Source organism: Terrabacter sp. C0L_2, from assembly GCF_036352015.1.
Lineage (GTDB): Bacteria > Actinomycetota > Actinomycetes > Actinomycetales > Dermatophilaceae > Terrabacter > Terrabacter tumescens.
In genome coordinates this window covers 1,191,529-1,217,416 of the sequence record NZ_CP143557.1, presented here as the reverse complement: position 1 = coordinate 1,217,416, position 25,888 = coordinate 1,191,529, and the positions used below count along the sequence as shown (strand labels likewise).

Annotated in this window: 28 protein-coding genes; 7 read left to right on the top strand and 21 right to left on the bottom strand. The window is 71.1% G+C overall.

Annotated elements, in window-relative coordinates; all coding sequences use genetic code 11:
• Nucleotides 1-4: 4 nt before the first annotated feature.
• From U5C87_RS05690 to U5C87_RS05680, 3 genes are read right to left on the bottom strand one after another with little or no spacing between them, the layout of a single operon-like run.
• Nucleotides 5-862 (bottom strand): FAD binding domain-containing protein, encoded by an 858-nt coding sequence (locus U5C87_RS05690; RefSeq protein WP_330475651.1) that lies wholly within the window; start codon nt 860-862, stop codon nt 5-7.
• A complete protein-coding gene (locus U5C87_RS05685; RefSeq protein WP_330475650.1) occupies nt 859-3,345 on the bottom strand; it encodes a xanthine dehydrogenase family protein molybdopterin-binding subunit in 2,487 nt (828 codons plus the stop codon). The genes U5C87_RS05690 and U5C87_RS05685 overlap by 4 nt, the downstream gene beginning before the upstream one ends.
• A complete protein-coding gene (locus U5C87_RS05680) occupies nt 3,342-3,833 on the bottom strand; it encodes a (2Fe-2S)-binding protein (protein ID WP_030203956.1) in 492 nt (163 codons plus the stop codon). Before U5C87_RS05680 ends, U5C87_RS05685 begins: the two co-directional genes overlap by 4 nt.
• Before the next feature lie 186 nt (nt 3,834-4,019).
• Here U5C87_RS05680 and mgrA point away from each other — a divergent pair, with 186 nt between their 5' ends.
• On the top strand, nt 4,020-5,063 hold the full coding sequence (gene mgrA, locus U5C87_RS05675; protein ID WP_330475649.1) for an L-glyceraldehyde 3-phosphate reductase: 1,044 nt from the start codon (nt 4,020-4,022) through the stop codon (nt 5,061-5,063).
• 81 nt (nt 5,064-5,144) lie between these two features.
• Here mgrA and U5C87_RS05670 read toward each other — a convergent pair whose 3' ends face one another.
• The 4 genes from U5C87_RS05670 to U5C87_RS05655 form a co-directional block, all read right to left on the bottom strand.
• The gene (locus tag U5C87_RS05670; RefSeq protein WP_330475648.1) at nt 5,145-6,359 is read right to left on the bottom strand and encodes a DUF2254 domain-containing protein; all 1,215 of its coding nucleotides are present in this window, start codon (nt 6,357-6,359) and stop codon (nt 5,145-5,147) included.
• Nucleotides 6,360-6,433: 74 nt separating this feature from the next.
• The gene (locus tag U5C87_RS05665; RefSeq protein ID WP_330475647.1) at nt 6,434-7,003 is read right to left on the bottom strand and encodes an NADPH-dependent FMN reductase; all 570 of its coding nucleotides are present in this window, start codon (nt 7,001-7,003) and stop codon (nt 6,434-6,436) included.
• Nucleotides 7,004-7,087: 84 nt separating this feature from the next.
• On the bottom strand, nt 7,088-7,915 hold the full coding sequence (locus tag U5C87_RS05660; RefSeq protein WP_330475646.1) for a sterol desaturase family protein: 828 nt from the start codon (nt 7,913-7,915) through the stop codon (nt 7,088-7,090).
• Nucleotides 7,915-8,664, bottom strand: coding sequence for a FadR/GntR family transcriptional regulator (locus U5C87_RS05655; RefSeq protein ID WP_030203971.1), 750 nt, complete (start codon nt 8,662-8,664; stop codon nt 7,915-7,917). Before U5C87_RS05655 ends, U5C87_RS05660 begins: the two co-directional genes overlap by 1 nt.
• A gap of 82 nt (nt 8,665-8,746) precedes the next feature.
• Between U5C87_RS05655 and U5C87_RS05650 the strand changes: the two genes are divergently transcribed.
• A complete protein-coding gene (locus U5C87_RS05650) occupies nt 8,747-9,247 on the top strand; it encodes a PaaI family thioesterase (RefSeq protein WP_330475645.1) in 501 nt (166 codons plus the stop codon).
• Nucleotides 9,248-9,271: 24 nt separating this feature from the next.
• Here the strand turns inward: U5C87_RS05650 and U5C87_RS05645 are convergent, their stop codons facing one another.
• The 7 genes from U5C87_RS05645 to U5C87_RS05615 form a co-directional block, all read right to left on the bottom strand.
• The gene (locus U5C87_RS05645) at nt 9,272-10,213 is read right to left on the bottom strand and encodes an SGNH/GDSL hydrolase family protein (RefSeq protein ID WP_330475644.1); all 942 of its coding nucleotides are present in this window, start codon (nt 10,211-10,213) and stop codon (nt 9,272-9,274) included.
• A gap of 198 nt (nt 10,214-10,411) precedes the next feature.
• Entirely contained in the window at nt 10,412-10,597 is a 186-nt protein-coding gene (locus U5C87_RS05640; RefSeq protein WP_030203981.1) for a hypothetical protein, read from the bottom strand.
• A gap of 84 nt (nt 10,598-10,681) precedes the next feature.
• A complete protein-coding gene (locus tag U5C87_RS05635; protein WP_330475643.1) occupies nt 10,682-11,854 on the bottom strand; it encodes an XdhC/CoxI family protein in 1,173 nt (390 codons plus the stop codon).
• Nucleotides 11,847-12,980 carry a vWA domain-containing protein gene (locus U5C87_RS05630; RefSeq protein ID WP_330475642.1) on the bottom strand — a complete coding sequence of 378 codons (1,134 nt, stop codon included), beginning with the start codon at nt 12,978-12,980 and terminating at the stop codon, nt 11,847-11,849. Before U5C87_RS05630 ends, U5C87_RS05635 begins: the two co-directional genes overlap by 8 nt.
• Nucleotides 12,977-13,882, bottom strand: coding sequence for an AAA family ATPase (locus U5C87_RS05625; RefSeq protein ID WP_443082102.1), 906 nt, complete (start codon nt 13,880-13,882; stop codon nt 12,977-12,979). Before U5C87_RS05625 ends, U5C87_RS05630 begins: the two co-directional genes overlap by 4 nt.
• A gap of 29 nt (nt 13,883-13,911) precedes the next feature.
• Entirely contained in the window at nt 13,912-14,598 is a 687-nt protein-coding gene (locus U5C87_RS05620; RefSeq protein WP_330475641.1) for a nucleotidyltransferase family protein, read from the bottom strand.
• Nucleotides 14,599-14,767: 169 nt separating this feature from the next.
• Nucleotides 14,768-15,091, bottom strand: coding sequence for a DUF309 domain-containing protein (locus U5C87_RS05615; RefSeq protein ID WP_330475640.1), 324 nt, complete (start codon nt 15,089-15,091; stop codon nt 14,768-14,770).
• 298 nt (nt 15,092-15,389) lie between these two features.
• On the opposite strand from U5C87_RS05615, the gene U5C87_RS05610 reads away from it, so the two are divergent.
• Nucleotides 15,390-16,220, top strand: coding sequence for a phytanoyl-CoA dioxygenase family protein (locus U5C87_RS05610; protein ID WP_330475639.1), 831 nt, complete (start codon nt 15,390-15,392; stop codon nt 16,218-16,220).
• A 27-nt stretch (nt 16,221-16,247) separates the two neighbouring features.
• On the opposite strand, the gene U5C87_RS05605 is transcribed toward U5C87_RS05610, so the two are convergent.
• Complete coding sequence (locus tag U5C87_RS05605; protein WP_330475638.1) at nt 16,248-16,970, bottom strand: DUF72 domain-containing protein; 723 nt, start codon at nt 16,968-16,970, stop codon at nt 16,248-16,250.
• Nucleotides 16,971-16,980: 10 nt separating this feature from the next.
• Nucleotides 16,981-17,295: a hypothetical protein gene (locus tag U5C87_RS05600; protein WP_330475637.1), complete on the bottom strand. Its 315-nt coding sequence runs from the start codon at nt 17,293-17,295 to the stop codon at nt 16,981-16,983.
• A 165-nt stretch (nt 17,296-17,460) separates the two neighbouring features.
• Between U5C87_RS05600 and U5C87_RS05595 the strand changes: the two genes are divergently transcribed.
• Nucleotides 17,461-18,021, top strand: coding sequence for a pyridoxamine 5'-phosphate oxidase family protein (locus U5C87_RS05595; protein WP_330475636.1), 561 nt, complete (start codon nt 17,461-17,463; stop codon nt 18,019-18,021).
• Between the two features lie 91 nt (nt 18,022-18,112).
• On the opposite strand, the gene U5C87_RS05590 is transcribed toward U5C87_RS05595, so the two are convergent.
• From U5C87_RS05590 to U5C87_RS05580, 3 genes are all read right to left on the bottom strand, one after another.
• Nucleotides 18,113-19,147, bottom strand: coding sequence for a zinc-dependent alcohol dehydrogenase family protein (locus U5C87_RS05590; RefSeq protein WP_330475635.1), 1,035 nt, complete (start codon nt 19,145-19,147; stop codon nt 18,113-18,115).
• Nucleotides 19,144-20,043 carry an NAD-dependent epimerase/dehydratase family protein gene (locus tag U5C87_RS05585; protein ID WP_330475634.1) on the bottom strand — a complete coding sequence of 300 codons (900 nt, stop codon included), beginning with the start codon at nt 20,041-20,043 and terminating at the stop codon, nt 19,144-19,146. The genes U5C87_RS05590 and U5C87_RS05585 overlap by 4 nt, the downstream gene beginning before the upstream one ends.
• A 71-nt stretch (nt 20,044-20,114) precedes the next feature.
• Nucleotides 20,115-20,714, bottom strand: a complete 600-nt coding sequence (locus U5C87_RS05580) for a TetR/AcrR family transcriptional regulator (protein ID WP_330475633.1) — start codon at nt 20,712-20,714, stop codon at nt 20,115-20,117.
• Between the two features lie 67 nt (nt 20,715-20,781).
• Here U5C87_RS05580 and U5C87_RS05575 point away from each other — a divergent pair, with 67 nt between their 5' ends.
• Nucleotides 20,782-21,633, top strand: a complete 852-nt coding sequence (locus U5C87_RS05575) for an alpha/beta fold hydrolase (RefSeq protein ID WP_330475632.1) — start codon at nt 20,782-20,784, stop codon at nt 21,631-21,633.
• A 74-nt stretch (nt 21,634-21,707) separates the two neighbouring features.
• On the opposite strand, the gene U5C87_RS05570 is transcribed toward U5C87_RS05575, so the two are convergent.
• Nucleotides 21,708-21,923: a hypothetical protein gene (locus tag U5C87_RS05570; RefSeq protein WP_330475631.1), complete on the bottom strand. Its 216-nt coding sequence runs from the start codon at nt 21,921-21,923 to the stop codon at nt 21,708-21,710.
• 137 nt (nt 21,924-22,060) lie between these two features.
• On the opposite strand from U5C87_RS05570, the gene U5C87_RS05565 reads away from it, so the two are divergent.
• Both U5C87_RS05565 and U5C87_RS05560 read left to right on the top strand, forming a co-directional pair.
• On the top strand, nt 22,061-23,338 hold the full coding sequence (locus U5C87_RS05565; protein WP_330475630.1) for a threonine/serine ThrE exporter family protein: 1,278 nt from the start codon (nt 22,061-22,063) through the stop codon (nt 23,336-23,338).
• A gap of 137 nt (nt 23,339-23,475) precedes the next feature.
• Nucleotides 23,476-24,282 (top strand): hypothetical protein, encoded by an 807-nt coding sequence (locus tag U5C87_RS05560; protein WP_330475629.1) that lies wholly within the window; start codon nt 23,476-23,478, stop codon nt 24,280-24,282.
• A gap of 18 nt (nt 24,283-24,300) precedes the next feature.
• Here U5C87_RS05560 and U5C87_RS05555 read toward each other — a convergent pair whose 3' ends face one another.
• Nucleotides 24,301-25,878, bottom strand: coding sequence for a phospholipase D family protein (locus U5C87_RS05555; protein ID WP_330475628.1), 1,578 nt, complete (start codon nt 25,876-25,878; stop codon nt 24,301-24,303).
• Nucleotides 25,879-25,888 lie beyond the last annotated feature (10 nt).

The following is a 25,888-nucleotide window of genomic DNA, read 5'->3' as shown; positions in this document are numbered from 1 at the left end:
GGCTTCACGCTCCTGCCGCGGCGAGGACCGCGCGCCGCGTCAGCACCGTGGCGAGGTGCTTGCGGTAGTCGGCGTCACCGTTGAGGTCCGACGGCGGGTTGGTGCCCTCGGCCACGGAGGCGACGGCTGCGCGGACGGCCTCGTCGGTCGCGGGCTGCCCGACGAGGGCCTCCTCGACCGCCTTGGCGCGCAACGGCGTCGAGCCCATGTTGGTCAGGCCGACGCGGGCCTCGGCGATGGAGCCGCCCTCGCTGCGCACCGTGGCCGCGACCCCGACGATCGACCACTGGTGGCTGACGCGCACGAACTTCTCGTAGTGCGCGCCCCACCCGGTGTGCTTCGGGATGCGGATCTGGGTCAGCAGCTCACCTTCGCCGACGGCGGTCGTGAAGAGGTCCTCGAAGAAGTCCTCGGCCGCGACGGTGCGCGTCGAGCCACCCGAGCCCGCGATGACGAACTCGGCCCCGAGCGCGAGCGCGGGGGCGCCGACGTCACCGGCCGGGTCGGCGTGCACCAGGGCGCCGCCCACCGTGCCGCGGTGACGGATCTGCGGGTCCGCGACGGTCGCGATCGCCTTGGACAGCAGGGCCGCGTGCGTCGACACGGCCTCGGAGGCGAGCACGGCGGCATACGTCGTCATGGCTCCGATGACGAGGTGGTCGCCGTCCTCGGTGACGCCCTGCAGCTCGGGGATGCGGCCGAGGTCGATGACGACACCCGGCGCGTTGAGCCGCATGCGCAGGATCGGCAGGAGCGACTGCCCGCCGGCGAGCACCTTGGCTTCGTCGCCGTGCTCGGCGAGCGCCGCCACGGCCTCCTCGACCGAGCCCGGTGCGACGTAGTCGAACTGTGCGGGGATCATGCCTGGCTCCCTTCGCTCGCGGCACCGGGATCCTGGTTGGGGACGCCCTCGTCGAAGTGCGGCTGCGCGTCGCGCTCGCCCTCTCCGGGCACCGACCTGCCCTTCTCGATGGCCTTCCACACCCGCTCGGGCGTGCACGGCATGAGGATGTCGTTGACGCCGAACTGGCGCACGGCGTCGACGATGGCGTTGACGACCGCCGGGGTCGAGGCGATGCAGCCCGCCTCGCCGACTCCCTTGGTGCCCAAGGAGTTGTAGGTCGACGGCGAGACCGTGTGGTCGGTGACGAAGCTGATCGTGTCGGCCGACGTCGGCAGGGTGTAGTCGACGAACGAGCCGGTCACGAGGGTGCCCTGCTCGTCGTACTCCGCACCCTCCCAGAGCGCCTGGGCGATGCCCTGGACCAGACCGCCGTGGACCTGGCCCTCGACGATGAGCGGGTTGATGATCGTGCCGATGTCGTCGACGCAGACGTACTTGCGCATCTTCGTGGCCCCGGTCTCGGTGTCGACCTCCATGGCGCACAGGTGCGTGCCGTGGGGGAAGGAGAAGTTGTCGGGGTCGAAGGTCGCGTCGGCGTCGATCGAGGGCTCCACGCCGTCTGGCAGGTTGTGACCCGTCCACGTGGCGATGGCGACCTCGGGCATCGAGATGCCCTTGTCGGTGCCCTTGACGCCGAACGTCCCGGCCTTGAACTCGATGTCGTCGACGCTCGCCTCGAGCAGGTGCGCGGCGACGACCTTGGCCTTCTCGATCACCTTGTCGGCGGCGCGGACGACCGCCTCGCCGCCCACGACGAGCGAGCGCGACCCGTAGGTGTCCATGCCCTTGGGCGCGATCTGGGTGTCGCCGTGCAGCACCTCGACGCTCTCGAACGGCACGCCGAGCTTGTCGGCGACGATCTGGCTCCATGCCGTCTCGTGGCCCTGGCCGTGCGGCGAGACGCCGGTGATGACCTCGACCGTGCCGGTGGCGAGCATGCGGATGCTGGCGCTCTCCCAGCCGCCGGCGCCGTAGTTGAGCGCGCCGAGGATGCGGGACGGCGCGAGGCCGCACATCTCGGTGAACGTCGAGATGCCGATGCCCAGCTGGACCGGGTCGTTGCTCTCCCGGCGGCGCTTCTGCTCGGCCCGCAGCTCGTCGTAGCCGAAGAGCTCCTTGGCCTTCTCGGTCGCCGCCTCATAGTTGCCGGAGTCGTAGGTCATGCCGGCGACCGTGGTGAACGGGAACTCGTCGTGGGTGATCCAGTTCTTCTCGCGGATCTCCATCGGGTCGACCCCGACCTCGGCCGCGAGCTCGTCCATGAGCCGCTCGATGGCATAGGTCGCCTCGGGCCGTCCGGCGCCGCGGTAGGCGTCGACCCACGTCTTGTTCGTGTAGTAGTTCGTGAGGTTGAACTGGTAGGCGTCGAACTTGTAGATCGAGTTGAACATCCACGCGCCGAGCACCGGCACGCCGCCGCCGACGAGGGCGGCATACGCCCCGAGGTCGGCCATGAGGTCGACCTTGAGCGCCGTGACCCGGCCGTCCTTCTCGGCGGCGAGGGTCAGCTTCTGCCACTGGTCGCGGCCGTGGTGGCCGCTCACCATCGTCTCGGAGCGGGTCTCGGTGTACTTGACCGGCTTGCCGAGCTTGCGGGCCACGGCGAGCGTCGCGAACTCCTCGGGCGTCGTCTGCAGCTTGCCGCCGAAGCCGCCGCCCACGTCGGGGGCTATGACGCGGATCTTCGACTCGGGCAGGCCGGTCGTCGCGGCGATGCAGAAGCGCAGCACGTGCGGCACCTGCGTCGCCGACCACATCGTCACCTGCTCGCCCGTGGGGTCGACCACGGTCGAGCGGGGCTCCATGAAGGCGGGGATGAGCCGCTGCTGGCGGTACTCGCGCTCGATGACGATGCCACTCTCGCGGGCCTTGGCGATGGCCTCCTCGACGTCACCGCCGGAGCCCTGGCCGGCCGAGTCGAGCTGCCACACGGCGCTCGTGTTGGTGCCGAGGTCGGGGTGCGCGAGCACCTCGTCCTTCGCGGCCTCCTTGAGGTCGAGGACCGCGGGCAGCTCGGCGTAGTCGACGTCGACGAGCTCGGCCGCGTCACGCGCGGCAGCCGCCGAGCGGGCCGCGACGACGGCGACGATCTCACCGGCGTGCGCGACGTGCGAGACGGCGACGGGCAGGTGGTCGGGCGTCTTCTGCTCGGCCGAGACCGGCCACGCCGTGATGTTGACGCCCTGGATGTCCTTGAGGTCCTCGCCGGTGAAGACACCGATGACGCCGGAGGCCGCCTTGGCCTCGGTCACGTCGATCGAGCTGATCGTCGCGTGCGCGAACGGGCTGCGCACCATGGCGAGGTGGAGCATGCCGGGCAGCTGGATGTTGTCGGTCCAGCGGGTGCGGCCGGTGATGAGGCGCTGGTCCTCCTTGCGACGGCGGGCCTTGCCGATCTCGGGTGAGGCGGCGTCGGCGGCGCGGTCCTCGGTGATCGTCATGACGACACCGCCTGCGAGCTCGAGCTGCTCATCGCGCCCGCCGCCTGCTGCACGGCCTTGACGATGTTGTGGTAGCCGGTGCAGCGGCAGAGATTGCCCTCGAGACCCTCACGGATCTCCTGCTCGCTGGGGTCGGGGTTGTTCTTCAGCACGTCGCACGCCTGCATGATCATGCCGGGCGTGCAGTAGCCGCACTGGAGGGCGTGGCACTCGTGGAAGGCCTGCTGGACCGGGTGGAGCTCGCCGTTCTCGGCGAGCCCCTCGATCGTCGTCACCTCGTGGCCGTCCGCCTGGACGGCGAGGACGTTGCACGACTTCACGCTCGTCCCGTCGAGGTGCACGGTGCACGCACCGCAGTTGCTCGTGTCGCACCCCACGACGGTGCCGGTCTTGCCCAGCCCTTCGCGGAGGTACTGGACCAGTAGGGTCCTGGGCTCGACCTCGTCGGAGTAGCTCACCCCGTCGACGGTCACATTGATACGGGTCATGCTGTCGGTCCTCCTGCCACACTGCAGTTGACATCGTTGACTTCCCCACGCGCAGTCTTACTCGCCGTCACCTGCTTCACAAGGGCAACAGGAAGAACCCTCCACATCCACAGCGGACGTCCGGGACACGACTCGCCGTGGGCCCCGCCTTTCGCGGCATACGTCCTTGCGACGAGACTGGGGAGCATGACTCTTCACGCCGACGCCTACCAGGCAGCGCGCGACCGCTACGAATCGATGACGTACCGCCGCACCGGCCGCTCGGGCCTCGACCTGCCGGCCGTCTCGCTCGGCCTGTGGCACAACTTCGGCGACGACGTGCCGCTCGACCGCCAGCGCGGGACCCTGCGCCGCGCCTTCGACCTCGGCGTCACGCACTTCGACCTCGCCAACAACTACGGCCCGCCCTACGGCAGCGCCGAGCGCAACTTCGGCGCCATCTACGCGCAGGACTTCAAGCGCTACCGCGACGAGCTGATCCTCTCGACCAAGGCGGGCTACGACATGTGGCCGGGCCCGTACGGCCAGGGTGGCGGCAGCCGCAAGTACGTCCTGTCCTCGCTCGACCAGTCGCTGCAGCGGATGGGCGTCGACTACGTCGACATCTTCTACTCCCACCGCTTCGACGAGACGACGCCGCTCGAGGAGACGATGGGCGCGCTCGACACCGCCGTCCGCCAGGGCAAGGCGCTGTATGCCGGCATCTCCTCCTACTCGGGGCCGCGCACCCGCGAGGCCGTGCAGATCCTCCGCGACCTCGGCACGCCGCTGCTCATCCACCAGCCGAGCTACTCGATGCTCAACCGCTGGGTCGAGGAGGACCTGCTCGACGTGCTCGGCGAGGAGGGCGTCGGCTGCATCGCCTTCAGCCCGCTCGCGCAGGGCATGCTCACCGACAAGTACCTCAACGGCGTCCCGGAGGGCTCTCGCGCGTCGCAGGACAAGTCCCTGTCGACCGACCTGCTGACCGAGCAGAACCTGACGCACATCCGCGCGCTCAACGAGATGGCGAAGCAGCGCGGCCAGTCGCTCGCGCAGATGGCGCTCGCGTGGATCCTGCGCGACCAGCGCGTCACGTCGGTGCTCATCGGCGCCTCGTCGGTGGGCCAGCTCGAGAACAGCCTCGGCTCGCTCGACAACCTCGACTTCTCGCAGGAGGAGCTCGACACGATCGACCAGCACGCCGTCGAGGGCGGCATCAACCTCTGGAAGACCTCCAGCGCCCACTGAGCGGTCGCCGGGCGGTTCGTCACCGAACCACCCGATGACGTATGCCGTGTCGCCCGCTCGGCGACACGGCATACGTCCTGCTCAGGCGTGGGCCAGTGAGTCCTTGACCCGCGTCAGCGCGGGCCGGTGGTCCGGGAGCGAGACCGACAGCAGGTCGTCGAGCACGGCGGACAGGCGCCGCGGGACCTGCACGGAGTCCCGGCCGTAGTGGATGATCTCCTCGGTCGCGAGGTCGACGAGGTCGCCGACCTCCTGCGGCCGCAGCACGACCCGCACAGCGCCCTCGGCGTCCGCGGCGTAGCGAGAGCCGGTGCGGCGCGTCACGAGCAGCCGCAGGATCCGGTGCAGCTCGTCCAGCGCCTGCACGGCCGTCGTCGGGTCGTTGACGCCCGGGGAGAGCGCGCGCTCGGCGATGTCGACGAGCTGGCGGATGCCGAAACCGAGGTCCTGACGCATCGTGCGCTCCGTCTCGAGGAGGACGCAGTCACGCAGGCGCTCGGCTCGGGCGTCGTCGAGGTCGGGCCGGCCCCACACCGTCACGAGCGGCATGTGCTCGGCGAGGAAGTCCCCGACGCCCACCTCGACGGTCGCCACGAGGTCGAGGTCGCGGGCCACCTCGGTCAGCCGCTCGACGTCGATCTCGGTCACGACGCCGTGCCGGTCCCCGGAGGTCACCGCGGCCCTGGGCATGCCGACCTCCGGCGACCACGTCGCCGTCGGTGCGGGTGCCCCTTCCGGGTAGAGGTCGTCGGCGAGTGCGACGGCCCGGTCGCCGATGCCGGAGATGACGCTCGAGACCTGGATCGAGACGGTGATGTGGTGGATGAACGCGATGAAGCAGCCCATCGAGGAGATGACGAGCAGGAAGGCGGTCGTCACCGACAGCTGCGGCACGAACGCGTCGATGTCGTTGCCGCCTCGCACCGATCGCAGCACAGTGAGCGCGAAGACGAACGACGCGATGAAGACGCCGAGCGTGACCTGCGTGGTCCGCTGGGCGAGGAAGTCGCCGAGGATGCGCGGCGTGAACTGGCTGCTGGCCAGCTGCAGGACCACCATCGTGATGGAGAAGACGAGGCCGGTCACCGAGATCATCGCCGTGGCGATGGTGCTCAGCAGGCTGCGGGCGCTGTCACTGCCGCCCTGGAAGAGGTAGGGCACGTGCTCCGAGAGCCCTCGGTCCAGCAGGGGCAGCACGACGCCAGCCGCGATGGCGGCGAGGGCGATGGCCAGCGGCAGCGCCCAGAACGGCCGCCAGACCCGCTGCCAGGGCGTCAGGTGGTGCGGGGAGGCCATGGCCCATCCTCACACGCGAGCCGACGCGGGCCGGGGACGTGCCCGGGGACGCCACCGGCCGGCATACGACCCCGTCAGGTGCGCGGCAGGACGGTGAGCACCCGCTCGACGTGGTCGCGGAACTCCTGCATGAAGTCGGTGAGGAACTGCTTCATCGACTCGTCGGTGACCTCGCCGTCGTCGGTGATCGCGCCCGGCGCGAGGCGGATGTAGGCCTCGGGCGAGGTCATCTGGCGAGCGTTGCAGAAGCTGAGGACGCCGCGCAGGCTCTGCTGGGCGAGCGCCGTGCCGATCTGCCCGGGCGAGGCGCCGATGACGGCGGCCGGCACGTGGTTGAAGGAGTTCTCGCCCCACGGGCGTGAGGCCCAGTCGATGGCGTTCTTCAGGGCGCCCGGGATGGAGCGGTTGTACTCCGGCGTCACGAAGAGGACGGCCGACGAGGCGGCGATCGCCTCCTTGAGCGCGCGCGGACCGGGCGGGTAGTCGGCGTCGAAGTCGGGGCTGTAGAGCGGGAGGTCGCCGATGGGGATCTCGGTGAACTCGAGGTCCGGAGGCGCCACCGCGATCAGCGCCTTGCTCAGGGTCCGGTTGATCGAGGTCGATGACAGGCTGCCCACGAAGTAGCCGACCTGGTACGTGCTCACGATGGTCCTCCTGGTCCGGGAGCGGGGGCCGCACCCTCCACCCCATCGTGGACCTCCGACCCGGGCTCGGCCAGACGTACGGGCTCAGGTGCCCGGCTGCCAGCCGGGTCCGCGGACGACGTGCCCCCACCGGGCGCGCCACGTGCGGGCGGCGCTCACGTCGGCCCAGATCGAGGCGTACTCGTGGGTGGCGACGACGAGCGGGTTGTGGGTGCGCAGCTGCTTGGTCAGGCCGTAGACGACGCGCTCGCCCTCGGGCTCGAAGGAGCGGAAGAGGCGGTCCCAGATGATGAGGATGCCGCCGTAGTTGCGGTCGAGGTAGGCGTTGTTCATGCCGTGGTGCACGCGGTGGTGGGAGGGCGTGTTCATGACGTATTCGACTGGGCGCCAGAGCTTCCCGACGCGCTCGGTGTGCAGGAAGAACTGGTAGATGAGCGAGATCGACTGCTGGAGGAAGATCGCCCAGACGGGCACGCCGAGCAGGGCGAGCGGCGCCCAGAACGGGATGCCGCCGAAGGGCGTCCACGTCTGGCGCAGCGCGGTCGAGAAGTTGTAGCGCTGGCTCGAGTGGTGCACGACGTGGCTGGCCCAGAGGATGCGCACCTCGTGGTGGGCGCGGTGGTACCAGTAGTACGCGAGGTCCTCGGCGAGGAAGATGACGACCCACACCCACCACAGCGAGGTGTCGAGGCGAAGGGGCGTCACGGCATACAACGCGGCGTAGACGACGAGCTGCAGGGCCTTGTAGAAGATCCCGATGCCGACGCTGCCGAGGCCCATCGTCAGGCTCGTGACGGTGTCGCGCACCTCGTAGCCGACCTCGTCGTCGTCGGGCGCGAACCACAGCGAGACGACCTCGATGACGATGAACGCGATGAAGAACGGGATCGCCGTCAGGATGATGTCGACCATCAGGCGCCCCGGGTCACCGGGTCCAGGGTGCGGCCGGAGTCGGTGAGCGAGGCCCACACGTCGACGGCCTGGCTGAGGATCGCGTCGGCGAGGCGCGCGGCGAGCTCGGCGTCGCCGGCGGCGATGGCGGACGCCAGAGGCGCGTGCGGCAGCAGGTCGGCGCGGTCGGCGGCGAGGAGCGCGTCCATGACGTCGGAGCCGCTGTCGATGGCCTGGACGAGCGAGTTGAGGGCGAGCCGGAAGGTGAGGTTGCCACTCGCCTCGACCACCTCGAGCCAGAAGGCGCGGTCGGCGTCGGGGTGGTCGTCGAGGTCGTATGCCGCCGCTGCCGCCACGACGCGGTTGCGGGCCTCGCACGACGCGCGGGTCGCGGCGACGCGGGCCGCCTCGACGCCGATGCAGCGGCGCATCTCCAGACCGTCGCGCAGGATCATCGGGTCGAGGCCCTCGCCCGAGCGGGCGAGGTGGCCGAGCAGGTCGAGGCCGGCGGTGCTGCGGACGTCGAGGACCGTGGTGCCGCCGCCGTGGACGACCCGGACGAAGCCGGCGGTCTGCAGGCGCTGGAGGGCCTCGCGGACCGCGTGCCGGTTGACGGCGAAGGAGGCGGCGAGCTCGCGCTCGGGCGGCAGCGAGTCGCCGGGGGCGAACCGTCCGGTGAGCACCGCGTCGCGCAGCTCGGAGAAGACCTGGTCGGACACGGACCGGCGGGTGACGGGGCTGAACCCGCTCTGGTCGTCGTTCTCACGCATGGTCACGAGAATGACACCGCCGGCCGGACTCATCAAGTGGTTGGACCAATTCGTGACCGGCCGGCGCGGGTAGCGTGGGCGCGTGCCCAGCGACCCCGCCCTCAGCGACCCCGGCCTCAGCGTCCTTAGCGTCCAGGAACGGCTCTACCCCAACCTCCCGTGCTTCGGCTGCGGACCGGGCAACGCCAAGGGGCTGCAGCTGCGGAGCTATCCGGTCGGTGACGGGTCTGCCGACGGGGTCACGGCCTCGTTCACGCCGTGGCCCGAGCACGACAACGGCCTCGGCTACCTCAACGGCGGGATCATCGGCACCGTCCTCGACTGCCACAGCGCGGCGGCCGTGATGCTCGAGGCCGAGCGCCAGGGCTGGCCGCCGCTGCCCGGCGCCGACCTCGCCTACGTCACGGCCGGTCTCGACGTGCGCTACCTGCGGCCGGCGCCGTTGCTCAAGACGGTGGAGCTGCACGCCGTCGTCACCGAGGTCGACGAGCCTCAGATGACGGTCGCCGTGGAGCTGCGCTTCGACGGCAAGACCCGCGCCGAGGCCACTGCTGTGTGGAAGCGCTGGCGTCCGCGCACCTGAGCCGGGTCGGCCTGTTCCAGCGTCCTACCCGAACATCGCCTTGACGAAGTCGGCTGCGATCTTCGTGTGGCCCGAACGGACCGGGTGCAGGCAGTCGCTGCCGCCGACGAAGTCACCGGCGCCCAAGGTGCCGAAGGTGTCGGCGACCTTGGCCCCGTTGGCGGCCGAGATGCCGCGGATGAGGTCGTTGAAGCCGGCGGGCAGGGTGCCGAAGCCGGGCAGCGTGCCGCCCTCGAGGAACCAGTCGGCGAAGACGCCGGCGCTCGGGTTCGCCTGTCCGATGGCGCAGTACGGCAGCGGGTTGTAGTACGTCATGGTGATGATCGGGGTGTCCGGACCGGCGGCGGCACGCAGCTGACCGAGGATCGCGGCGTAGTTCGTCGAGAACGACGCGAAGGCCGTCCCGATGGCGGCCGCGCACCCGCTCGGGACGGGCTGGAGGCAGGCCGAGGTGATCGGCCCGAAGATGTCATTGCCGCCGACGGTGATGGTGACGACCTCGACGTCGTTGCGCGGGTTGGCGTCGCCGTTGCGCGCCTTGAGCAGGGCCACGGCCTCGGGCAGCTGCTCGTCGATGACGATCTGCGTGGTGACGCCGGGCTTGGGCGGCTGCCCGTCCATGGCCGGGACGCCGGAGCGGGCGAGGTTGACGACCTGCAGGGCCTTGCAGCCGGAGCGGGCGTTGGGGTTCGCAGCGGGGAGGCAGTTGAGGCGGTCCTTCAGGACGGCGTCGAACTGGGCCACGTAGCCGTTGGCGCGCCAGCCGGCGACGGTCGTGGCGTAGTCGACGATCTCGGGGGCGGACGCCTGGCCGTTGGCGATCGAGTCGCCGAGGGCGAGGTAGACCGGCAGCCCCGGGACCGGGTCGACGCCGCCGGACTGCGCCTGCGCGGCCGAGGACCCCAGTCCCGTCAGTCCCGTCACCAGCAGGGCCACAGCCCCGACGACCCACACCGGACGCTTCATCGCAGTTCCTCTCGTCGTGACCCCGAGCGCCTCACACGCTAGACCCAGGTAGCGCTCGCCGGTCTGGAACGGCGCGGTCACTCTCCCATGGCGTCGTCGTGAGCGGGATGGTGGTGATGGATCGCACGTGACCCCCGTGACGCACTCGGGAGCTGCTCCGCAACACGGAGCAGCTCCCGATGCGTCGTGCGGTCAGGGTCAGAGCCCGAGCTTGCCGCCGAGGCCGCCGAGCAGCTCCTGCGGGTTGATGTTGAACTTGCTGAGCAGGTCGGAGTGCTGGTCGGTGTCGACCTGGTCGGGCAGCTCGTTCTGCGCCTGCTCGGCCTGCTGCTGGTCGCCGCGGTTGCGGAGAAGCTCGAGGATCTGCTGCTTGTCGATCTGCATGGTGGCCTCCTTGAGGGGTGATGCGGACAGCAGGCCCCGTACCCCGCCGCGGGTGGCTGTGACAACGAGCGACGAACCGACTCGTCAGTGGCCGAGCGGGTTGTCGTGCGCAGGATGGTGGTGGTGGATCGGGCCCTCGGTCGCGGCGAGCCGCTCACCGGCGCCGCCCCAACGCAGCGCGATGATCTCGGCGGCGATCGAGACGGCGGTCTCCTCGGGCGTCCGGGCGCCGAGGTCGAGACCGATGGGCGAGCTCATCCGGGCGAGCTCGTCGTCGGTGAGGCCGGCCTCGCGGAGCCGCTCGAGCCGGTCCTCGTGGGTGCGGCGCGAGCCCATGGCCCCGATGTAGGCGACGTCGGGCAGGCGCAGCGCGACCTCGAGCAGCGGCACGTCGAACTTCGGGTCGTGGGTGAGCACGGCGATGACGGTGCGGCTGTCGATGCGGCCCTCGTCGACCTCGTGCTGGAGGTAGTCGTGCGGCCACTTGACGACGACCTCGTCGGCCCCAGGGAAGCGGGTCTTCGTGGCGAAGACGGGCCGGGCGTCGCAGACGGTGACGTAGTAGCCGAGGAAGCTGCCGACCCGCGCCACGGCGGCGGCGAAGTCGATGGCACCGAAGACGAGCATCCGCGGCTTCGGTGCGTGCGCGGCGACGAAGACGCGCATGCCCTCACCGCGGCGCTCCCCGTCGGGACCGTAGGTGAGGATCGCCGAGCGGCCTTGCGCGAGAAGCCCTCTGGCGTCGTCGCGGACTGCGTCGTCCGCGCGGCCGCTGCCGAGCGAGCCGAGCACCGAGGTCTCGTCGTCCTCCCCCTCCGCCTCGGGGTGCACGACGACGCGCCGACCGACCCACGTCGGCTCGGGGTGCTCGATGACGGTGACGACGGCGACGGGCCGGCCGGCCGCGATGTCGGTGGCGACGTCGCCGAGCTCGGGGAACGTGTCGCGTGAGACCTTCTCGACGAAGACGTCGAGGATGCCCCCGCAGGTGAGGCCCACGGCATACGCGTCGTCGTCGCTGACGCCGTAGCGCTGGAGCACGGGGTGGCCGGACTCGACGACCTCCTGGGCCAGCTCGTAGACGGCGCCCTCGACACACCCGCCGGAGACGGAGCCGACGGCCTCGCCGCCCGGGCCGACGAGCATCGACGCGCCCGCCTGGCGCGGCGCCGAGCGCCACGTGCCCACGACGGTGCCGACGCCGACGGTCTCGCCGGCCGACCACCACTGCATCAGCTCGTCCATCACCTCACGCACGGGCCACCACCTCGATCAGCTCCTCGAACGCCGCGAGCGAGTGCCCTGCGACGAAGTCGTCGATGTGCGGCAGCGCCGCGACGATCCCCTGCTGCACCGGCGCGTAGCCGGCCTTGCCGCGGTGCGGGTTGACCCACACGACGCGGTGCGAGAGCGCGGCGAGCCGGCGCATCTGCTCGCCGAGCAGCTCGGGGCCCTCGCGCTCCCACCCGTCGGAGAAGACGACGACGACCGAGCCGCGGGCCATGCCGCGCCGGCCCCAGCGGTCGAGGAAGGCGCCGATGGCCTCGCCGAGGCGCGTGCCGCCCGACCAGTCGGGGACGACCCGGCCGGCGGCCGCGAGCGCCCGGTCGGGGTCGCGCTCGGTGAGGGCTCGGGTCACGTGGGTCAGGCGGGTGCCCATGGTGAAGACCTCGACGTGAGGCACCGCGCGCACGAAGACGTGGGCGAGGCGGAGGAGGCTGTCGGCATACGGGCTCATCGATCCGGAGACGTCGATGAGCAGGACGATGCGGCGCGGGCGGGTGCCGCGACGACGGTGCTGGATGCGGCCGGGCTCGCCCATGCGGCGCAGCTGCTCCCGGAGGGTGGCGGGGCCGTCGATGGCGCCGCTGCGCCCGCGGACGTGCCGGCGGGCGCGCCGCAGCGGTGAGCGCGGGTCGAGGCTCGCGAACATCCTTGCGGCAGCGGCACGGTCGGCCGCGCTGAGGGTCGCGACGTCGCGGTGACGCAGCACCTCCTGCGCGCTCGCGCGGGCCTGAGCGCTCTCGGAGTCGCCGTCGCCGGCCTCCCCCTCGCCGCTGTCGAGCGGCGCCTGGCTCACGGGCGGACGCTGGACGTCGACGTTGCGCCCCTTGGGCACGTCCTCGCCGCCGAACCATCGCTCGAAGAGCTCGTCGTATGCCGGGAAGTCCGCGGGCGTGGACGTCAGGGTCGCGCGGCCGGCCCAGTAGACGCCCGAGCGCTCCCCCATGCCGAGGGTGGCCGCGGCAATGAGGAAGGTGCGCTCGCGGTCGGCGGTGACGTGCAGGCCGGCGGCGCGCAGGGCGCGGGCGAAGCCGAGGAGCAGCTCGTCGACGTCGGGCTCGGCGGGTCCGGCAGGTGGGGGCGCGGCGGTCAGGGTCATGCGGTGAGCAGCTTGTCGAGCGAGGCGCGGATCCTCTCGGAGTCCTCGCGGTACTTCAGGGCGGCGCCGAGGGTGGCGGCGGCGACCTCGGGGTTCAGGCGCGTGGCGCCGACGGTATCGAGGGCGCGCGCCCAGTCGAGGGTCTCGGCGACGCCCGGGGGCTTGATGAGCTCGCCGCTCGTGCGGAGGCGCTGGACGAGGGTGACGACCTGCTCGGCGAGTGCGGCGCTGACCTCGGGGAGGCGGGTGCGCACGATCTCGAGCTCGCGGGCCAGGCCGGGGTGGTCGATCCAGTGGTAGAGGCAGCGGCGCTTGAGCGCGTCGTGCAGCTCGCGCGTGCGGTTGGAGGTGAGGACGACGATCGGAGGTGTCTTGGCAGCGATGGTGCCGAGCTCGGGGATCGTGACCTGCCAGGTGGAGAGGACCTCGAGAAGGAACGCCTCGAACTCGTCGTCGGCGCGGTCGATCTCGTCGATGAGCAGCACGCAGGGGGCTTCGCGAAGGGCCTGGAGCACCGGGCGCGCGAGGAGGAAGCGCTCGTCGAAGAGCTCGGCCTCGAGCGCTTTGGGGTCGTGGTGCTCGTCGCGGCTGAGGGCCTCGACGGTGCGCAGGTGCAGGATCTGGCGCGGGAAGTCCCAGTCGTAGAGGGCCTGTGTCGCGTCGATGCCCTCGTAGCACTGGAGCCGGATGAGCTTGAGGTCGAGGGATTCGGCGAGCGCCTCGGCGAGCGCGGTCTTGCCGGTGCCGGGCTCGCCCTCGAGCAGGATCGGCCGGTTCAGCCGGGTCGCGAGGAAGGTGATCGTCGCGAGCGCCTCGTCGGCGAGGTAGCCCGTGCCGCCCAGGGCGGTCGTGACGTCGTCGGCACTGTTGAACAGGTGATCCATCCCCTGAGCATCACTCATGAACCGAGGTTGTGGAAGCGGAGGCCTCCTCAACGAGACGTGTCGAGCTCTTCGCGGGTGTCGACGTCGCGACCGGTCGCGAGGTCGCCGCACTCGACGAGCTCGTGCGGGGTGGTGCGGAAGTAGTGGCGGGCGCCGTGGTCGCCAGTCGCCGAGGCGATGACCTGCTCCCAGTGGTCGCGCCCGATGAGCGCGGGGTGCCCGGGGACGCCGTCGTATGCCGCGCGGCGGAGCGTCGCTCGGAGCTCCTGGTTGGTGGGGGCTGAGGTCTTGTGGAGCTCGACCGCGTGCTCGTCGGGGTCGGGGTGCGGCGAGTGGTCGTTGTCGACGTGACCCGGGGCGTCGAGCACGCGGGCGACGACCTCGGGCGTCAGGTCCGGCAGGTCGACGAGGGTGACGAGCACGGCGTCGACGCAGCCCTCGCCCTCGTGGGTGGAGCGCGTGAGAGCGGTGAGGCCGGCGCGGAGGGAGGCGCCCATGCCTTCGTCCCAGTCGGGACAGGGGACGACATCGACGTCGCGACCGAGCGCGGTGACGATTGCGGTGACCTCCTCGGCGGCGGCACCGACGACGACGGTGATGCCGGAGCAGCCACCGGCATGCAGGAGCGAGACGGCCCGCTCGACCAGAGTCGGCTCGTCCGGGTGCCGGCGAACCAGCGCCTTCGGCCCACCCATCCGCCGCCCCGCGCCTGCCGCCAGGACAAGCCCACGCACGTGGGCAGCCCGTCCATGCACGGCAGCTGGATGGGGCCCGCCCTCAACGTCACTCACAATCGTGAACCTACCCGCGGGGCAGCTCCCGCCGCCCTCATGCACTGCGCGGCAAACCCGCGTCGCCCCGCCGCGAAGCGGCAGTGTCACACCGCCGCTCGGGGTCGACCCCTCAGAGCTTCCCGATGTGATTTCGCGCGTGCTCGACGACGACACTGAGATCCAGACCGTACGCGGAGCGTCCGGTCCGCATGAAGGTGCTCAATCGCTCGGCGGCGCGATCGAAAAGCCGATCAGCTCCGACCTGATTTCCTCGGGCTGCATGGGTCATGGCCACACAGACCTGCGCAACCCCCTGCCACAGATCACGCTCTTCGGTGGGTCCCGCCTTCCAACGCGCCTCCAGCACCTCATGGGCGGAGAAGGGCCGTCCTGCCGCCACGAGTTCTCGAGCTGCGTCAAGGGTCTCTTGGGGCGGGAGAGCCTCCTCCGACACGGGCTCGACACCCTCGGCCCCATAGGGCAGCGGTCGGCCCAAAGCATCGCGAGGCCTGGCCTGGCGAGCGCGGCCCCCGGTGTCCCGGTCACGATCAGGTTTCGTCACATGAGGAGTCTCTCAAGTGGCAGCACCATACGGCGCTGTCGACAGGTCTTCTCAGTACCGGCTGTCGGATGCGGCCTCTGGCGCTGTCACCGCATCTGCCGGATGGTCCTGGCCCAACGCCCTCCACGCGTACTGAAGCCAGGGCGGCCCTTGACGTCGAACTGCCCGTCCAGCGGCGTAGCGTCGCTCCATGAGCCTGGACACCACCCATTCAGAGGGGTTCGACGTCGACGAGATCCGGCGCGGCCTGGAGACGGACGGCATCATCGCCTGCAAGGGCGCGTTCCCCCGAGACTGGGTGCAGCGGCTGCGGGAGGACATTGATGCGGCGTTCCAGGAGGCGCGCTCGAGGCCCGGAGGAGCCGTCGGACGTGGGCCCAACCGCTGGTATGTCGAGATCCACCCCGAGGACGTGCGGGGCTTCGTGGACCTCGTCGAACACCCTTGGGTGCGAACGGTGTGCGAGACGGTGCTCGGACCGGACTACCAGATCGTCGAGGTGGGCTTCGACACGCCGTTTCCGGGTGCCCAGGTGCAGCCGTGGCACCGCGACTTCCCCAGCCCGCCGGAGACGAAGAACGAGCGCCGCCTGACCTCGTTGGCCTTCAACCTGACGACGGTCGACACCACCGACGAGATGGGGCCTTTCGAGATCGCGCCAGGCACCCAGTGGGAGGCAGGCGACGACTTCGACCACGAACAGTTCCCACCGGACTCTGAGTACTTGCGCTACGAGGCGCTGGCCCAACGGAAGTACCCCCGGATGGGCGACATCTCTGCCCGGTCCGCGCTGACGATTCATCGGGGGACACCGAACCGGTCGCAGCTGCCCCGACCGGTGTTGGTGCTCGGTGTCGACGCGCCGGGGGCCGGGAACGACGCGCACCACGACCTCGCGGTGACCCATGGGTTCTGGGAGCAGCTGCCCGAGTCCGTGCGCTCACACCTGTCCTGCCCGATCGTCGACGAGCTGCAACCCATCGTCCAGAAGCACGACATCGAGGGTCTCGTCATGGGCTGAAACCGACCGGAGGGCGGTGAGAGCGGGTCAGCCGTCCCTGCGGGAGAGCAGGGCGAGGAAGCGCTCTGCGTCTCCTGTCCGGGGGATGTTGTTGAACATGACGTACGGCCTCGGTCGACCCTCGACGAGGTCTCGTAGCCGTCGGAGCTCGTCGTCAGTGTGGACGTGGCGCCAGCCGGTGGTGCCGTGGAGCCGGTAGTAGGTCTGCTCCGGCGTCACCGTCTCGGCCTGCATCGGGTCGACGACGTGGACGAGGTCCAGCTCGGCGCAGAGCTCCCCGAGCAGCGCCGTGGGCCACTCGCCCCGGGGCTCCCACAGCAGGCGACCCGCCGGCCGTTCCACCTGCGACACGAAGTCACGCAGTCGCTGGACGTTCTCCTTCGTCGGGCGGAAGCTCGCCGGGCACTGCAGCAGCACCGCGGTCGCCTGCAGGATCCGGGCGCACTCCAAAGTCCGTTCCCAACCCGCGAGGACCTCCGGCGTCGTCCGGAAACCTCCTACCTGCCCATGGGCGCTCTCCGGCAGCGGCTGCTTCAGGCGACGGTACGTGGGGCTGTTGGACTCGTGCGTGACGATCTGCCACGCCTTCAGCGTGAACTCGAAGTCGGCCGGCACCTGCGTGCGCCACCGGGTCAGCACGTCGTCCGTCGGCGGGTCGTAGAAGGTGTTCTGCACCTCGACGACAGGGAAGCGCCGTACATACGACGCCTGCGACACCGTCCAACCACACAGGCCCACACGAACGTCCACGTCCACATCCCTACCCGTGGGTGCTGGCCTCGAGACCCACGACGGTCATCCCGGCAGCTGACGCACGATCCATGGACGCCAGCGCAGCGCCGGCCTCTTCGAGTCCGATGACCCGGCCGACGAGATCGGCGGGGCGGAGGGCACCGCTTTCGATCAGCCGAAGCATCGCGGGATAGTCGCGGGCGGGCATGCCGTGGGAGCCGTAGACCTCGAGCTCTTGGGAGATGACGAGGTCCATCGGGAGGGGCGGCGTCGACTTCGGCCCGAGCAGCAGTCCGGCCTGCACGTGACGGCCTCGCCGGCGCGGGTTGCGTACGGAGGCCACGGCCGACTCGGCCGAGCCCGAACGCCCAACGACAGCGGCAGCGGCAGCCGCCAGGTGAAGACCACCTGGTGGCCGTACTGTCACGTCTAGGCGATGGAGCGACAGACAACGAGGAGACGCAGACCGGACGGCGACCCGGCCGGCGTGCGCGGAAACGAGTGAGCCATGGGTGAGCCCGGTGTGAGCGGTCACCGAGAAGGTCAGACGTCGGCGGACGACCAGACTGCGCTCGCAGCCTGGTTGGGCCGGTTGCAGGATGCGTCTTTCGAGCGGGGCGGCGCTGCTGTCCGCAAGGCGTACCCGCCGCACCGGCGCATGAGCGGACCTCAGCTCGAGTCGTACCTGGAGCGCCGGACCTACGCGATCGCGTCCTCGACGCGACCCGATGGACGTGCTCACGCCGCGCCGACGCTGTTCACCGCGTACGACGAAGCGATCTGGCTCCCCACCGTCGGGAACGCGGCCCGGATCGCCCATGTCCGCGCCCACCCGTGGCTGGCCCTTTCCGTCGTCGAGGGCGAGCACGACACGCACGCCGCGGTCCTCCTGGAAGGTCCGGCCCACGTGGAGACGAACGCCCCAGAGGAACTCTGGCGCATCACCGAGATGCGCAACCTCGGCGGCACCCTCGCCTGGGCGGCGTGCTGGCTGCGGATCACGCCGGAGCGGCTCTTCAGCTTCGCCGAGCACGCTTGGCAGGACGAAGGATCCGGCTCCGACAGCTGAGGCCGTCGGGGTCAGCGAGGCTACCGGAGGAGCGATGCCCTCCCCACGGCCGGGAGCACGGCACCGGCCAGACCGCGCGGGCCTGCCCGAGTCAGAGGCGGACGACAGTCATGCCGCCCTTGCCGGGCTGGTCCATGTCCGCCAGGGCGGCGCCGGCGTCCTCGAGACCGATGACCTGGCCGACGAGATCGGCTGGGCGGAGGGCGCCGTCTTGGATCAGCCGAAGCATCGCCGGGTAGTCGCGCGCGGGCATGCCGTGGGAGCCGTAGATCTCGAGCTCCTGGGAGATGACGAGGTCCATCGGGAGGGGCGGCGTCGACTTCGGTCCGAGCAGCAGTCCGGCCTGCACGTGCCGGCCGCGCCGACGCAGGCTCTGCACCGAGGCCACCGCCGACTCGGGCGAGCCGAACGCGTCGATGGAGACGTGCGCGCCGCCGCCCGTGACCTCTCGGACGGCCGAAGCCATACTGTCAACAGCCCCAGCATCAACCACCGCAGCGGCCCCCAACGACGAGGCCCGTTCCAGCGCAGCCGGGTTCACGTCGACAGCGACGACCTGCGCGCCGAGTGCCACACCGATCATGACCGCCGACAGTCCGACCCCGCCGCACCCGTGCACGGCCAGCCACTCACCAGAGCCAAGCCGCCCGTGCGTCGTCAGCGCCCGGAACGCCGTCGCGAACCGGCACCCCAGCGACGCCGCCGTCACGAAGTCGACCGAGTCCGGCAGCCGCACGAGGTTCGTGTCAGCGCCATGGATCGTGACGAGCTCTGCGAACGACCCCGGTCCCGTGAAGCCGGGCTGCGTCTGGTCCGGACACACCTGCGCCTCACCAGCGAGACACCACGAGCACACGCCGCACCCGCACACGAAAGGCACCGTCACCCGGTCACCGACAGCCCAGTCACGCACGCCGGCCCCGAGCGCGTGCACGACGCCAGCCAGCTCGTGACCGGGCGTGTGAGGCAACGACACCGGGTCGTGCCCCATCCACGCGTGCCAGTCCGAGCGGCATACGCCCGTGGCCTTCACGGCGATGACGACCCCGCCAGCCGGGCACTCAGGCTCCGGCACGTCGGCGAGTGACGGCATACGCCCGTACTCGTCGTAGACGACAGCCTTCACGACGCGTGCGGGTCCGTCAGGACATCGCGCCATGAGTGCTGGGGTGAGTAGCCGAGCAGGTCGCGGGCCTTGTCGATGGAGTAGAAGGTCTCGTTGCGCCCCATCGGCCGCCGCTGCTCCACCCCGTCGTAGAAGCGCTCGCGCACCTCGTCGGTCGTCGCGGCGACCGACATGTCGGCGTTCGCGACGTTGAACACCTCGTAGCCCAGGCCGTCGGTCTCGAGGCAGCGCTGCACCATCTGGCCGAGGTCGCGGGTGTCGATGTAGGCGAAGATGTTGCGCCGCCGCAGCGCCGGGTCCTGCAGGAACGGCGGGAACATCTCGGCGTACTCGTGCGGCTCGATGACGTTGTTGATGCGCAGACCGTAGATGTCGGCGCCGGTGCGGGCCTGGAACGAGCGCGCCGTCACCTCGTTGGCGACCTTACTCATCGCGTAGGAGTCCTCCGGCACCGTCGGGTGCTCCTCGTCGACCGGCACGTAGAGCGGCTTGCGCTCGCCCTGCGCGAAACACACGCCGTACGTCGTCTCCGACGACGCGAAGACCACCTTGCGGATCCCCAGCCGGGTCGCGGCCTCGAGCACGTTGTACGTGCTGAGCACGTTCGTCGCGTACGTCTTCGCCTCCGACGTGAGCAGGATCGCCGGCACCGCCGCGAAGTGCACGACGGCGTCGTATGCCGGCTTGGCCGCAAGCTCCAGCTCGTCGAAGCGCGCCAGTCCCGCGAGCGCTGAGTACGTCTCACCGATGTCGGTGAGGTCGACCCTGAGGTCGTCGACGCCGTCGTGCTTGAGCGGGACGAGGTCCGCGTTGGTGACCTGGTGGCCCTGCTCGGCGAGGAAGGGTGCGACGTGCTTGCCGGCCTTGCCGCTGCCGCCCGTGAAGAAGATGCGCATGCCTCGATCAAACCACCGCAGCGCTCGACAACGACCCCCGACTCCCGGCAGCCGCCCCCCGGTCTACCCGTTCACTCCCGGCCCAGCACCGGCAGCAGCATCTCGAGGATCGCCAGCTCGGCCTGCCTGGCCGAGAGTCCGCCGTCGAACCGGAGGATTCGCCACGTCGTGGCGTCGCAGATCGCGACGACCTGGGCCAGGCGACGCGCGCGGGTGGCCCGGTCCTGCCCGCTCGCCAAGTGCGCACCGAAGGCCGTCTTGCACCACGCCACGTGATAGGTCCGGCTGCGGGCGGCCAGCTCCGGCACTCCGGGCGCCTGCCCCGCCTCGGCGTAGAGCTTGAGGATCAGGGCGCCGTGGTTCTCGTAGTAGCGGCCGAGCGAGCTCACCGTCTCCTCGGGGCTCTCCCCCACGGCCGCTGCGCGGTCGGCGGCGAGCGCCGCGAGCTCGCGTTCGACGGTGGCGGCCAGCAGGCCGTGCTTCGTCCCGAACCGCCGGATGACGGTCTGGACCGTCACCTCGGCCCTGGAGGCGACGTCGTCGAGGCGGATCTGGTCATAGGGGACGTCGGCGTAGAGCCCGAGCATCGCATCGATGATGCGCTCGCCCGTGCGCTCCGCCGCCTGCGCCCGAGCCGTCATCCGGTACTCCCGAGCACTCCCAACTTTCATGAGACCCATGCTAACCTCAATATATTCATGTGAGTCACACCAACATCAAAGAGCTCGAGGAGCGACCATGGACCATCCGCCCACCAACCCCGGCAGCAACGACAAGCTGACCGAGACGACCTCCGTCGTTCCCACCCGCCTCGGCAGGCTCCACGTCCGCCTCGTCGGCGACGGCCCGACGACCGTCCTGTGGTCCTCGATGTTCGTCGACAGCCACACGTGGGACCCGATGCTGCCGCTCCTGCCGTCGGGTCGCCGCTATGCGCTGGTCGACCCGCCCGGCCTGGGACTCAGCGAGCCGCTGCGCGCGCCCAGCGACATCAACGGTGCTGCGGATGCCGCCACGGACCTGCTCACCGGTCTGGAGGTCGACGGCCCGGTCGACTGGGTGGGCAACGCCTTCGGGGGCCACGTCGGATTCAAGCTCGCCGCGCGAGCCGGAGTGCTCCGAAGCCTCGTCGCCGTCAGCTCGCCGGCCCAGCCGATCGACGCCGCGCTGCGCAGGCAGATCACCCTTCTCCTTCCGATCCTTCGGACAGCTGGACCGGTCGGACCCGTGCGCACGGCGATCCTGACGGCCATGCTCACCGACGCCTCCCGCGCCAGCGAGCCCCTGCGTCAGGTGGTGGAGGAGTCCCTGGCACGCCCGACCCGCCGCAGCATGGCCCTCGCCGTGCAGTCGTTCATCCTCAACCGCGTCGACGTCACCGGCGAGCTGGCGCAGCTGGGCGTGCCGAGCCTCTTCGTCGCATCCGACGACCGCGGCGACTGGAGCCCGCAGGAGTCGGAGTATGCCGCGTCGCTGGTTCCCGACGCCTCCGCCGTGACCGTGGCGCAAGCTCGCACGCTGGTCCCGCTGGAGCAGCCCGAAATGCTGGCCACCCTCGTCCGCCGGTTCTGGGACCAGCTCTCCGGCTGAGTCCACGCGAAGCGGCGGCCCGGGCCTGAGGACCCGAGCCGCCGCCGATGATCACTTGATGAGGAGCCGGCCTCTCAGCAGAGAGACTTCGCGACTGCGTTCTTGGCCTGGCCCCCGCCGACGGCCTGAACGAGCTGCCCCACGTTCTCGAATCCGGGGACGCCGCCGCTGTTCACCGTCTTGTGCACCTGGCCGAAGCACGCCGCGTCGGACGGTGCTGCGGAGGCGCTGCCGGCGAAGCCGACCATGGCGAGAACGGCGATGGACCCCGTGGCGAGAATGCGCTTCATGAGACATCCCTTTCTGGTTGGTGGGTGCGTGTCACCCATCGCCCCTTCTTCCGCACGTCGGGCGAGGAGGGATGCACCTGCACCGAACTTTTTTCCGGCGTCTTTCGCGCAGGTCCGGCGCTGACATGATGACGACCATGCAGGACGACGCGGACCGGCAGACCGAGGCCCGTGCCCTGCTCGCCGAGCTCGGCACGGCGATGATCGCCACCGGCCAGCCGGTGCAGGAGATCGAGGAGGAGCTCGCCGAGGTGAGCGTCCGTCTCGGCTACCCCGACGTCCAGACGGCCGTCGGCCCCACCGGCCTCATGGTCACCCTCACACCGGGCGGACCGAGCACCTACCGATCGGCCGTCGCCGGCCTGCGCCTGCACCAGTCCGCGAGCGTCCGTCTCATCCGACACCAGCTCGTCCAGGGCGAGCTGACCGTCGCGGCCGCCCGTGACGAGCTCGCGGCAACGGCCGGCCGCCCGGTGCAGCAGCCCGCGTGGCTCGTCGCCCTGGCGTGGCCCGTGCTCGCCGTCGGGATCGCGCTCATCCTCCAGCCCGGGTGGGCCAACGTGGCGGCCGCGGGAGTCGGCGCGCTCATCGTCCTCGCCCTCGTCCAGCTCGCCGAGCGCTACGAGGTCGTCAAGGCGCTGCTCCCGACCCTCGCCGCGTTCGCCGTGTCGCTGCTCGTCTTCGGCGCCGCCAACGCGGGGCTGCTCGAGGGGCCGCTGCGCACCGTCCTTCCCCCGCTCGCCGTCCTGCTCCCGGGAGCCCTCGTCGTCAACGGGATGTCGGAGCTCGCGGCCGGGCACATGCAGGCCGGGTCGGCCCGGCTGACCTACGGCCTCGCGCAGCTGGGCCTCTTCGCCCTGGGCCTGCTCATGGCGACTGCGCTGCTCCGCATCCCGACCTCGACCCTCGTCAACCTCCGCGTCGACGACATCGGCTGGGCCGGCGCCCCCGTCGGCCTCGTGCTCATCGGCGCGAGCATCTGCCTCATGGAGGGCGTCCCGCTGCGCATGCAGGGCTGGGTCCTGCTCGTGCTGAGCCTCGCCTTCGGCGCCCAGCTCGCCGGGCAGGAGCTCGGCACGATCGCCCTCGGCGGCTTCCTCGGCGCCATCGCCGCCAGCCTCGGGGCCAGCATCGTCGAGCTGAGACGGCCCCAGCTTCCGCGACTCGTCCTCTTCCTCCCGGCGTTCTGGCTGCTCGTGCCGGGCAGCCTCGGCCTCGTCGGTGTCACCGAGCTGGCCGCCGGCCGCGAGTCGGCCACCGACGTCGCCCTCGGACTGCTCGGCGTGGCCATCGCCATCGCGCTCGGCCTGCTCGTCGGGTCGTCCATCGGCCGGGCCCTGCGCGGGCGCCGCCCCCCAGCCCCCGCCGACGCCCTCGCCGCCGCCGCGTCACCGTCGCCGCCCGCTGCGGACTAGAGTCGGACACGCAACACCCTGTCCTCTCGCCAGGACGGGGTGTTGCGCGCTGCCACGGGTGGGGGCACCGCCGGCATGGGTACGGAACGTAGGCTCTAGGGTCAACTGGCCCCAGACCAGCACGCCGAGGAGGCACCGTGTCTCAGACTTCATCCCGGATCAGGACGATCCTGCCGACGTCGAGTCGCACCGCATTGGGAGCGACCGTCGCCACCGGTCTGCTGACCGCCCTCGCCTCTGCACCGGAGCGCCTGAGCCGGCTCCTGCGCGAGCGCTACCCGATGGTCGCCGTCACCGGCATGACCGGCGTCGGCAAGAGCCAGCTCGTCGACCGGCTGACCCGCCGCTCCACCGACGACGCCGTGGCCGAGGTCGGCTCGGCCGTCATGGAGCGCCGCACCCGCAAGGGCGCCAAGCTGCACGGCTTCCGCTTCCTCGTCGTCCCCGGCGACAACGCCGCCACCCGCCTCGCCGCCCTCGACGAGGTCTTCCACGACGAGCCGGTCGACGGACTCATCCACGTCGTCGCCAACGGCTACGCCACCCCACGCCGCGCCGGCGGCACGAGCGGGGTCGCCACCGCGACCCGCGAGGAGCAGCTCGCCGCCGAGCTCGAGGACTGGACCATCACCTCGCACCGCATCGCCTCGCTCGCCGTACGCCGCAACAAGCCGATCTGGCTCATCATCGCCGTGACCAAGACCGACCTCTACCCCGACGGCGGCGACGAGGCCGTGCGCTACTACTCGCCCGGCAGCGGCACGCCGTTCGGCGACAAGGTCGACGCCCTGCGCGCCCTCGCCGGCGGCGCCAAGCTCTCGATCGACGTGCTCCCGGTCTCCAGCGCCGGCGGCGACCGCAAGTCCGTCTTCCCCGAGAAGCGCGCCGGCGCGATGGTCGACGCCCTCGCCGACCGGCTGGGCCAGCTGAGCGGCCACGCCTGACCGCAGGGGCGGCCGGCCTCAGTAGCGGTCGGCCTCCCGCAGCGCCTTGGGCCGCCCGTCCGGGTCGTGGACGAGGTCGAGCGGCAGCGCCGCCCAGGCCCGCTGACGGGCCGTGAGCTGCGGCATCGGCAGCCGGCGCAGCCGTCCCGGGGGGCGCTCACCACGCTGGCCGCCCGCGTGCCAGGCCTCGAGGTCGTCCGCGACGGCGGCATAGACCTCGAACATCCCTACCGGGTCGAGGCAGTCGTCCATCGCAGCCTCGAGCCCGTGCTCACCCGCCTCCTCCAGCCGGTCGAGGTGCTCCGCCGCGAGCGTGAGCCGCAGGTCGCGGGCATAGCCCTCGTCGAGCACGACGGCCGACAGCTCCGAGTCGTGCGTCCACGAGCGGCGGCTGAAGTTGTCCGAGCCGATGCCGGCCCACGTGTCGTCGATGACGCAGACCTTGGCATGGACGTAGACCGGCACGCCGGCGCGGTTCTCTATCCCGTATGCCGCCACCCTCCCCGGAGCGACCGCCTCGAGCCGGGCGAGGGAGCGTTCACGACCGAGCAGCTGCGGCACGCGGTTGACCCCGTCGAGGTCGGGGACGAGCGGGATGACGACGACGAGGCGCAGGCCGGGCTGCGCCCGCAGCCTCTCCTCGAAGACGCGGGCCACGTCGCGGCCCCAGAAGTACTGGTCCTCGACGTAGACGAGACGCTCGGCCCGCGCCACCGCCTTGGCGTAGCCGCGGGCCACGCTGCGCTCACCGCCCCTGGCGAACGGGTAGTCGCGGCCGTGCCTGAGGTCGGGGTAGGTCCGGAGCAGCTGCACCGTGTGGCTGCCGGCGGGCGGCGGGGGCGGCCACTGCTCGGGCAGCGGCGCCGGCGAGCCGGCCAGGCCACGCATCGCGTCGGCAGCGCGCCGCCACGGAGCGTGGGTCAGCGGAGTCGGGTCCTCCCACCTCTCCCGGAACACCGTCTCGACGTCGTGGACGGCGGGCCCCCGGATCTCGGCCTGCACGTCGTGCCACGGTGGGTGCGCGCCGTACTCGTCGGTGAGGCGCTGCGCCTGCGGGTCACCGTGGTGGGCCGCGTCGTCCCGGCGGTTGTGGGCGAGGTCGATCCCGCCGACGAAGGCCACGTCACGGGTCGGGTCGTCACGGTGGCGGACGACGACGAACTTCTGGTGGTGCGAGCCGCCGGCACGGACGCGCATGTCGAGCAGCACCTTGGCCCCCCGCTTCTCCAGCTGCTCCCCGAGGTGGCGGTTCTCCGTGGCGAAGAAGCCGGTCTGGTCGAGGTGCGAGCGCCACACCAGCCCGTAGACGGCGACACCCCGCTGGTCGGCGCGGGACAGGACCTCGACGACCTCGCTGCCGGGCTCACTGGTCAGCCGTTCGTCGGCGTCGCCCTGCCAGTCGGTGAACATCACGAGGTCGCCCGGCCCGGTCGCCTCGAACGCGTCGTGCAGGGCGCGGAAGTACGTCGCGCCGTGGATGAGGGGCCGCACGAGGTTGCCCTCGGACCAGGCCCGGTCACCGTGGAGCGCATCGATCCGGGTCAGCGGGTTGCCACGCTCGGCGCGGGTCAGCAACCAGTCAGCGGGGTCGCCCATGCGTCGAGCA

What these genes read in the sequence shown, in the direction of transcription:
- U5C87_RS05585 (WP_330475634.1), bottom strand. Translation starts at nt 20,043, where the DNA reads ATGCGCATCTTCTTCACGGGCGGCAGCGGCAAGGCCGGCAAGCACGTC.
- U5C87_RS05575 (WP_330475632.1), top strand. Translation starts at nt 20,782, where the DNA reads ATGGACCATCCGCCCACCAACCCCGGCAGCAACGACAAGCTGACCGAG.
- U5C87_RS05630 (WP_330475642.1), bottom strand. Translation starts at nt 12,980, where the DNA reads ATGACCCTGACCGCCGCGCCCCCACCTGCCGGACCCGCCGAGCCCGAC.
- U5C87_RS05565 (WP_330475630.1), top strand. Translation starts at nt 22,061, where the DNA reads ATGCAGGACGACGCGGACCGGCAGACCGAGGCCCGTGCCCTGCTCGCC.
- U5C87_RS05685 (WP_330475650.1), bottom strand. Translation starts at nt 3,345, where the DNA reads ATGACGATCACCGAGGACCGCGCCGCCGACGCCGCCTCACCCGAGATC.
- U5C87_RS05595 (WP_330475636.1), top strand. Translation starts at nt 17,461, where the DNA reads ATGGGTGAGCCCGGTGTGAGCGGTCACCGAGAAGGTCAGACGTCGGCG.
- U5C87_RS05580 (WP_330475633.1), bottom strand. Translation starts at nt 20,714, where the DNA reads ATGAAAGTTGGGAGTGCTCGGGAGTACCGGATGACGGCTCGGGCGCAG.
- U5C87_RS05655 (WP_030203971.1), bottom strand. Translation starts at nt 8,664, where the DNA reads ATGCGTGAGAACGACGACCAGAGCGGGTTCAGCCCCGTCACCCGCCGG.
- U5C87_RS05670 (WP_330475648.1), bottom strand. Translation starts at nt 6,359, where the DNA reads ATGGCCTCCCCGCACCACCTGACGCCCTGGCAGCGGGTCTGGCGGCCG.
- U5C87_RS05555 (WP_330475628.1), bottom strand. Translation starts at nt 25,878, where the DNA reads ATGGGCGACCCCGCTGACTGGTTGCTGACCCGCGCCGAGCGTGGCAAC.
- U5C87_RS05570 (WP_330475631.1), bottom strand. Translation starts at nt 21,923, where the DNA reads ATGAAGCGCATTCTCGCCACGGGGTCCATCGCCGTTCTCGCCATGGTC.
- U5C87_RS05660 (WP_330475646.1), bottom strand. Translation starts at nt 7,915, where the DNA reads ATGGTCGACATCATCCTGACGGCGATCCCGTTCTTCATCGCGTTCATC.
- U5C87_RS05690 (WP_330475651.1), bottom strand. Translation starts at nt 862, where the DNA reads ATGATCCCCGCACAGTTCGACTACGTCGCACCGGGCTCGGTCGAGGAG.
- U5C87_RS05645 (WP_330475644.1), bottom strand. Translation starts at nt 10,213, where the DNA reads ATGAAGCGTCCGGTGTGGGTCGTCGGGGCTGTGGCCCTGCTGGTGACG.
- U5C87_RS05640 (WP_030203981.1), bottom strand. Translation starts at nt 10,597, where the DNA reads ATGCAGATCGACAAGCAGCAGATCCTCGAGCTTCTCCGCAACCGCGGC.
- U5C87_RS05625 (WP_443082102.1), bottom strand. Translation starts at nt 13,882, where the DNA reads ATGAGTGATGCTCAGGGGATGGATCACCTGTTCAACAGTGCCGACGAC.
- U5C87_RS05680 (WP_030203956.1), bottom strand. Translation starts at nt 3,833, where the DNA reads ATGACCCGTATCAATGTGACCGTCGACGGGGTGAGCTACTCCGACGAG.
- mgrA (WP_330475649.1), top strand. Translation starts at nt 4,020, where the DNA reads ATGACTCTTCACGCCGACGCCTACCAGGCAGCGCGCGACCGCTACGAA.
- U5C87_RS05610 (WP_330475639.1), top strand. Translation starts at nt 15,390, where the DNA reads ATGAGCCTGGACACCACCCATTCAGAGGGGTTCGACGTCGACGAGATC.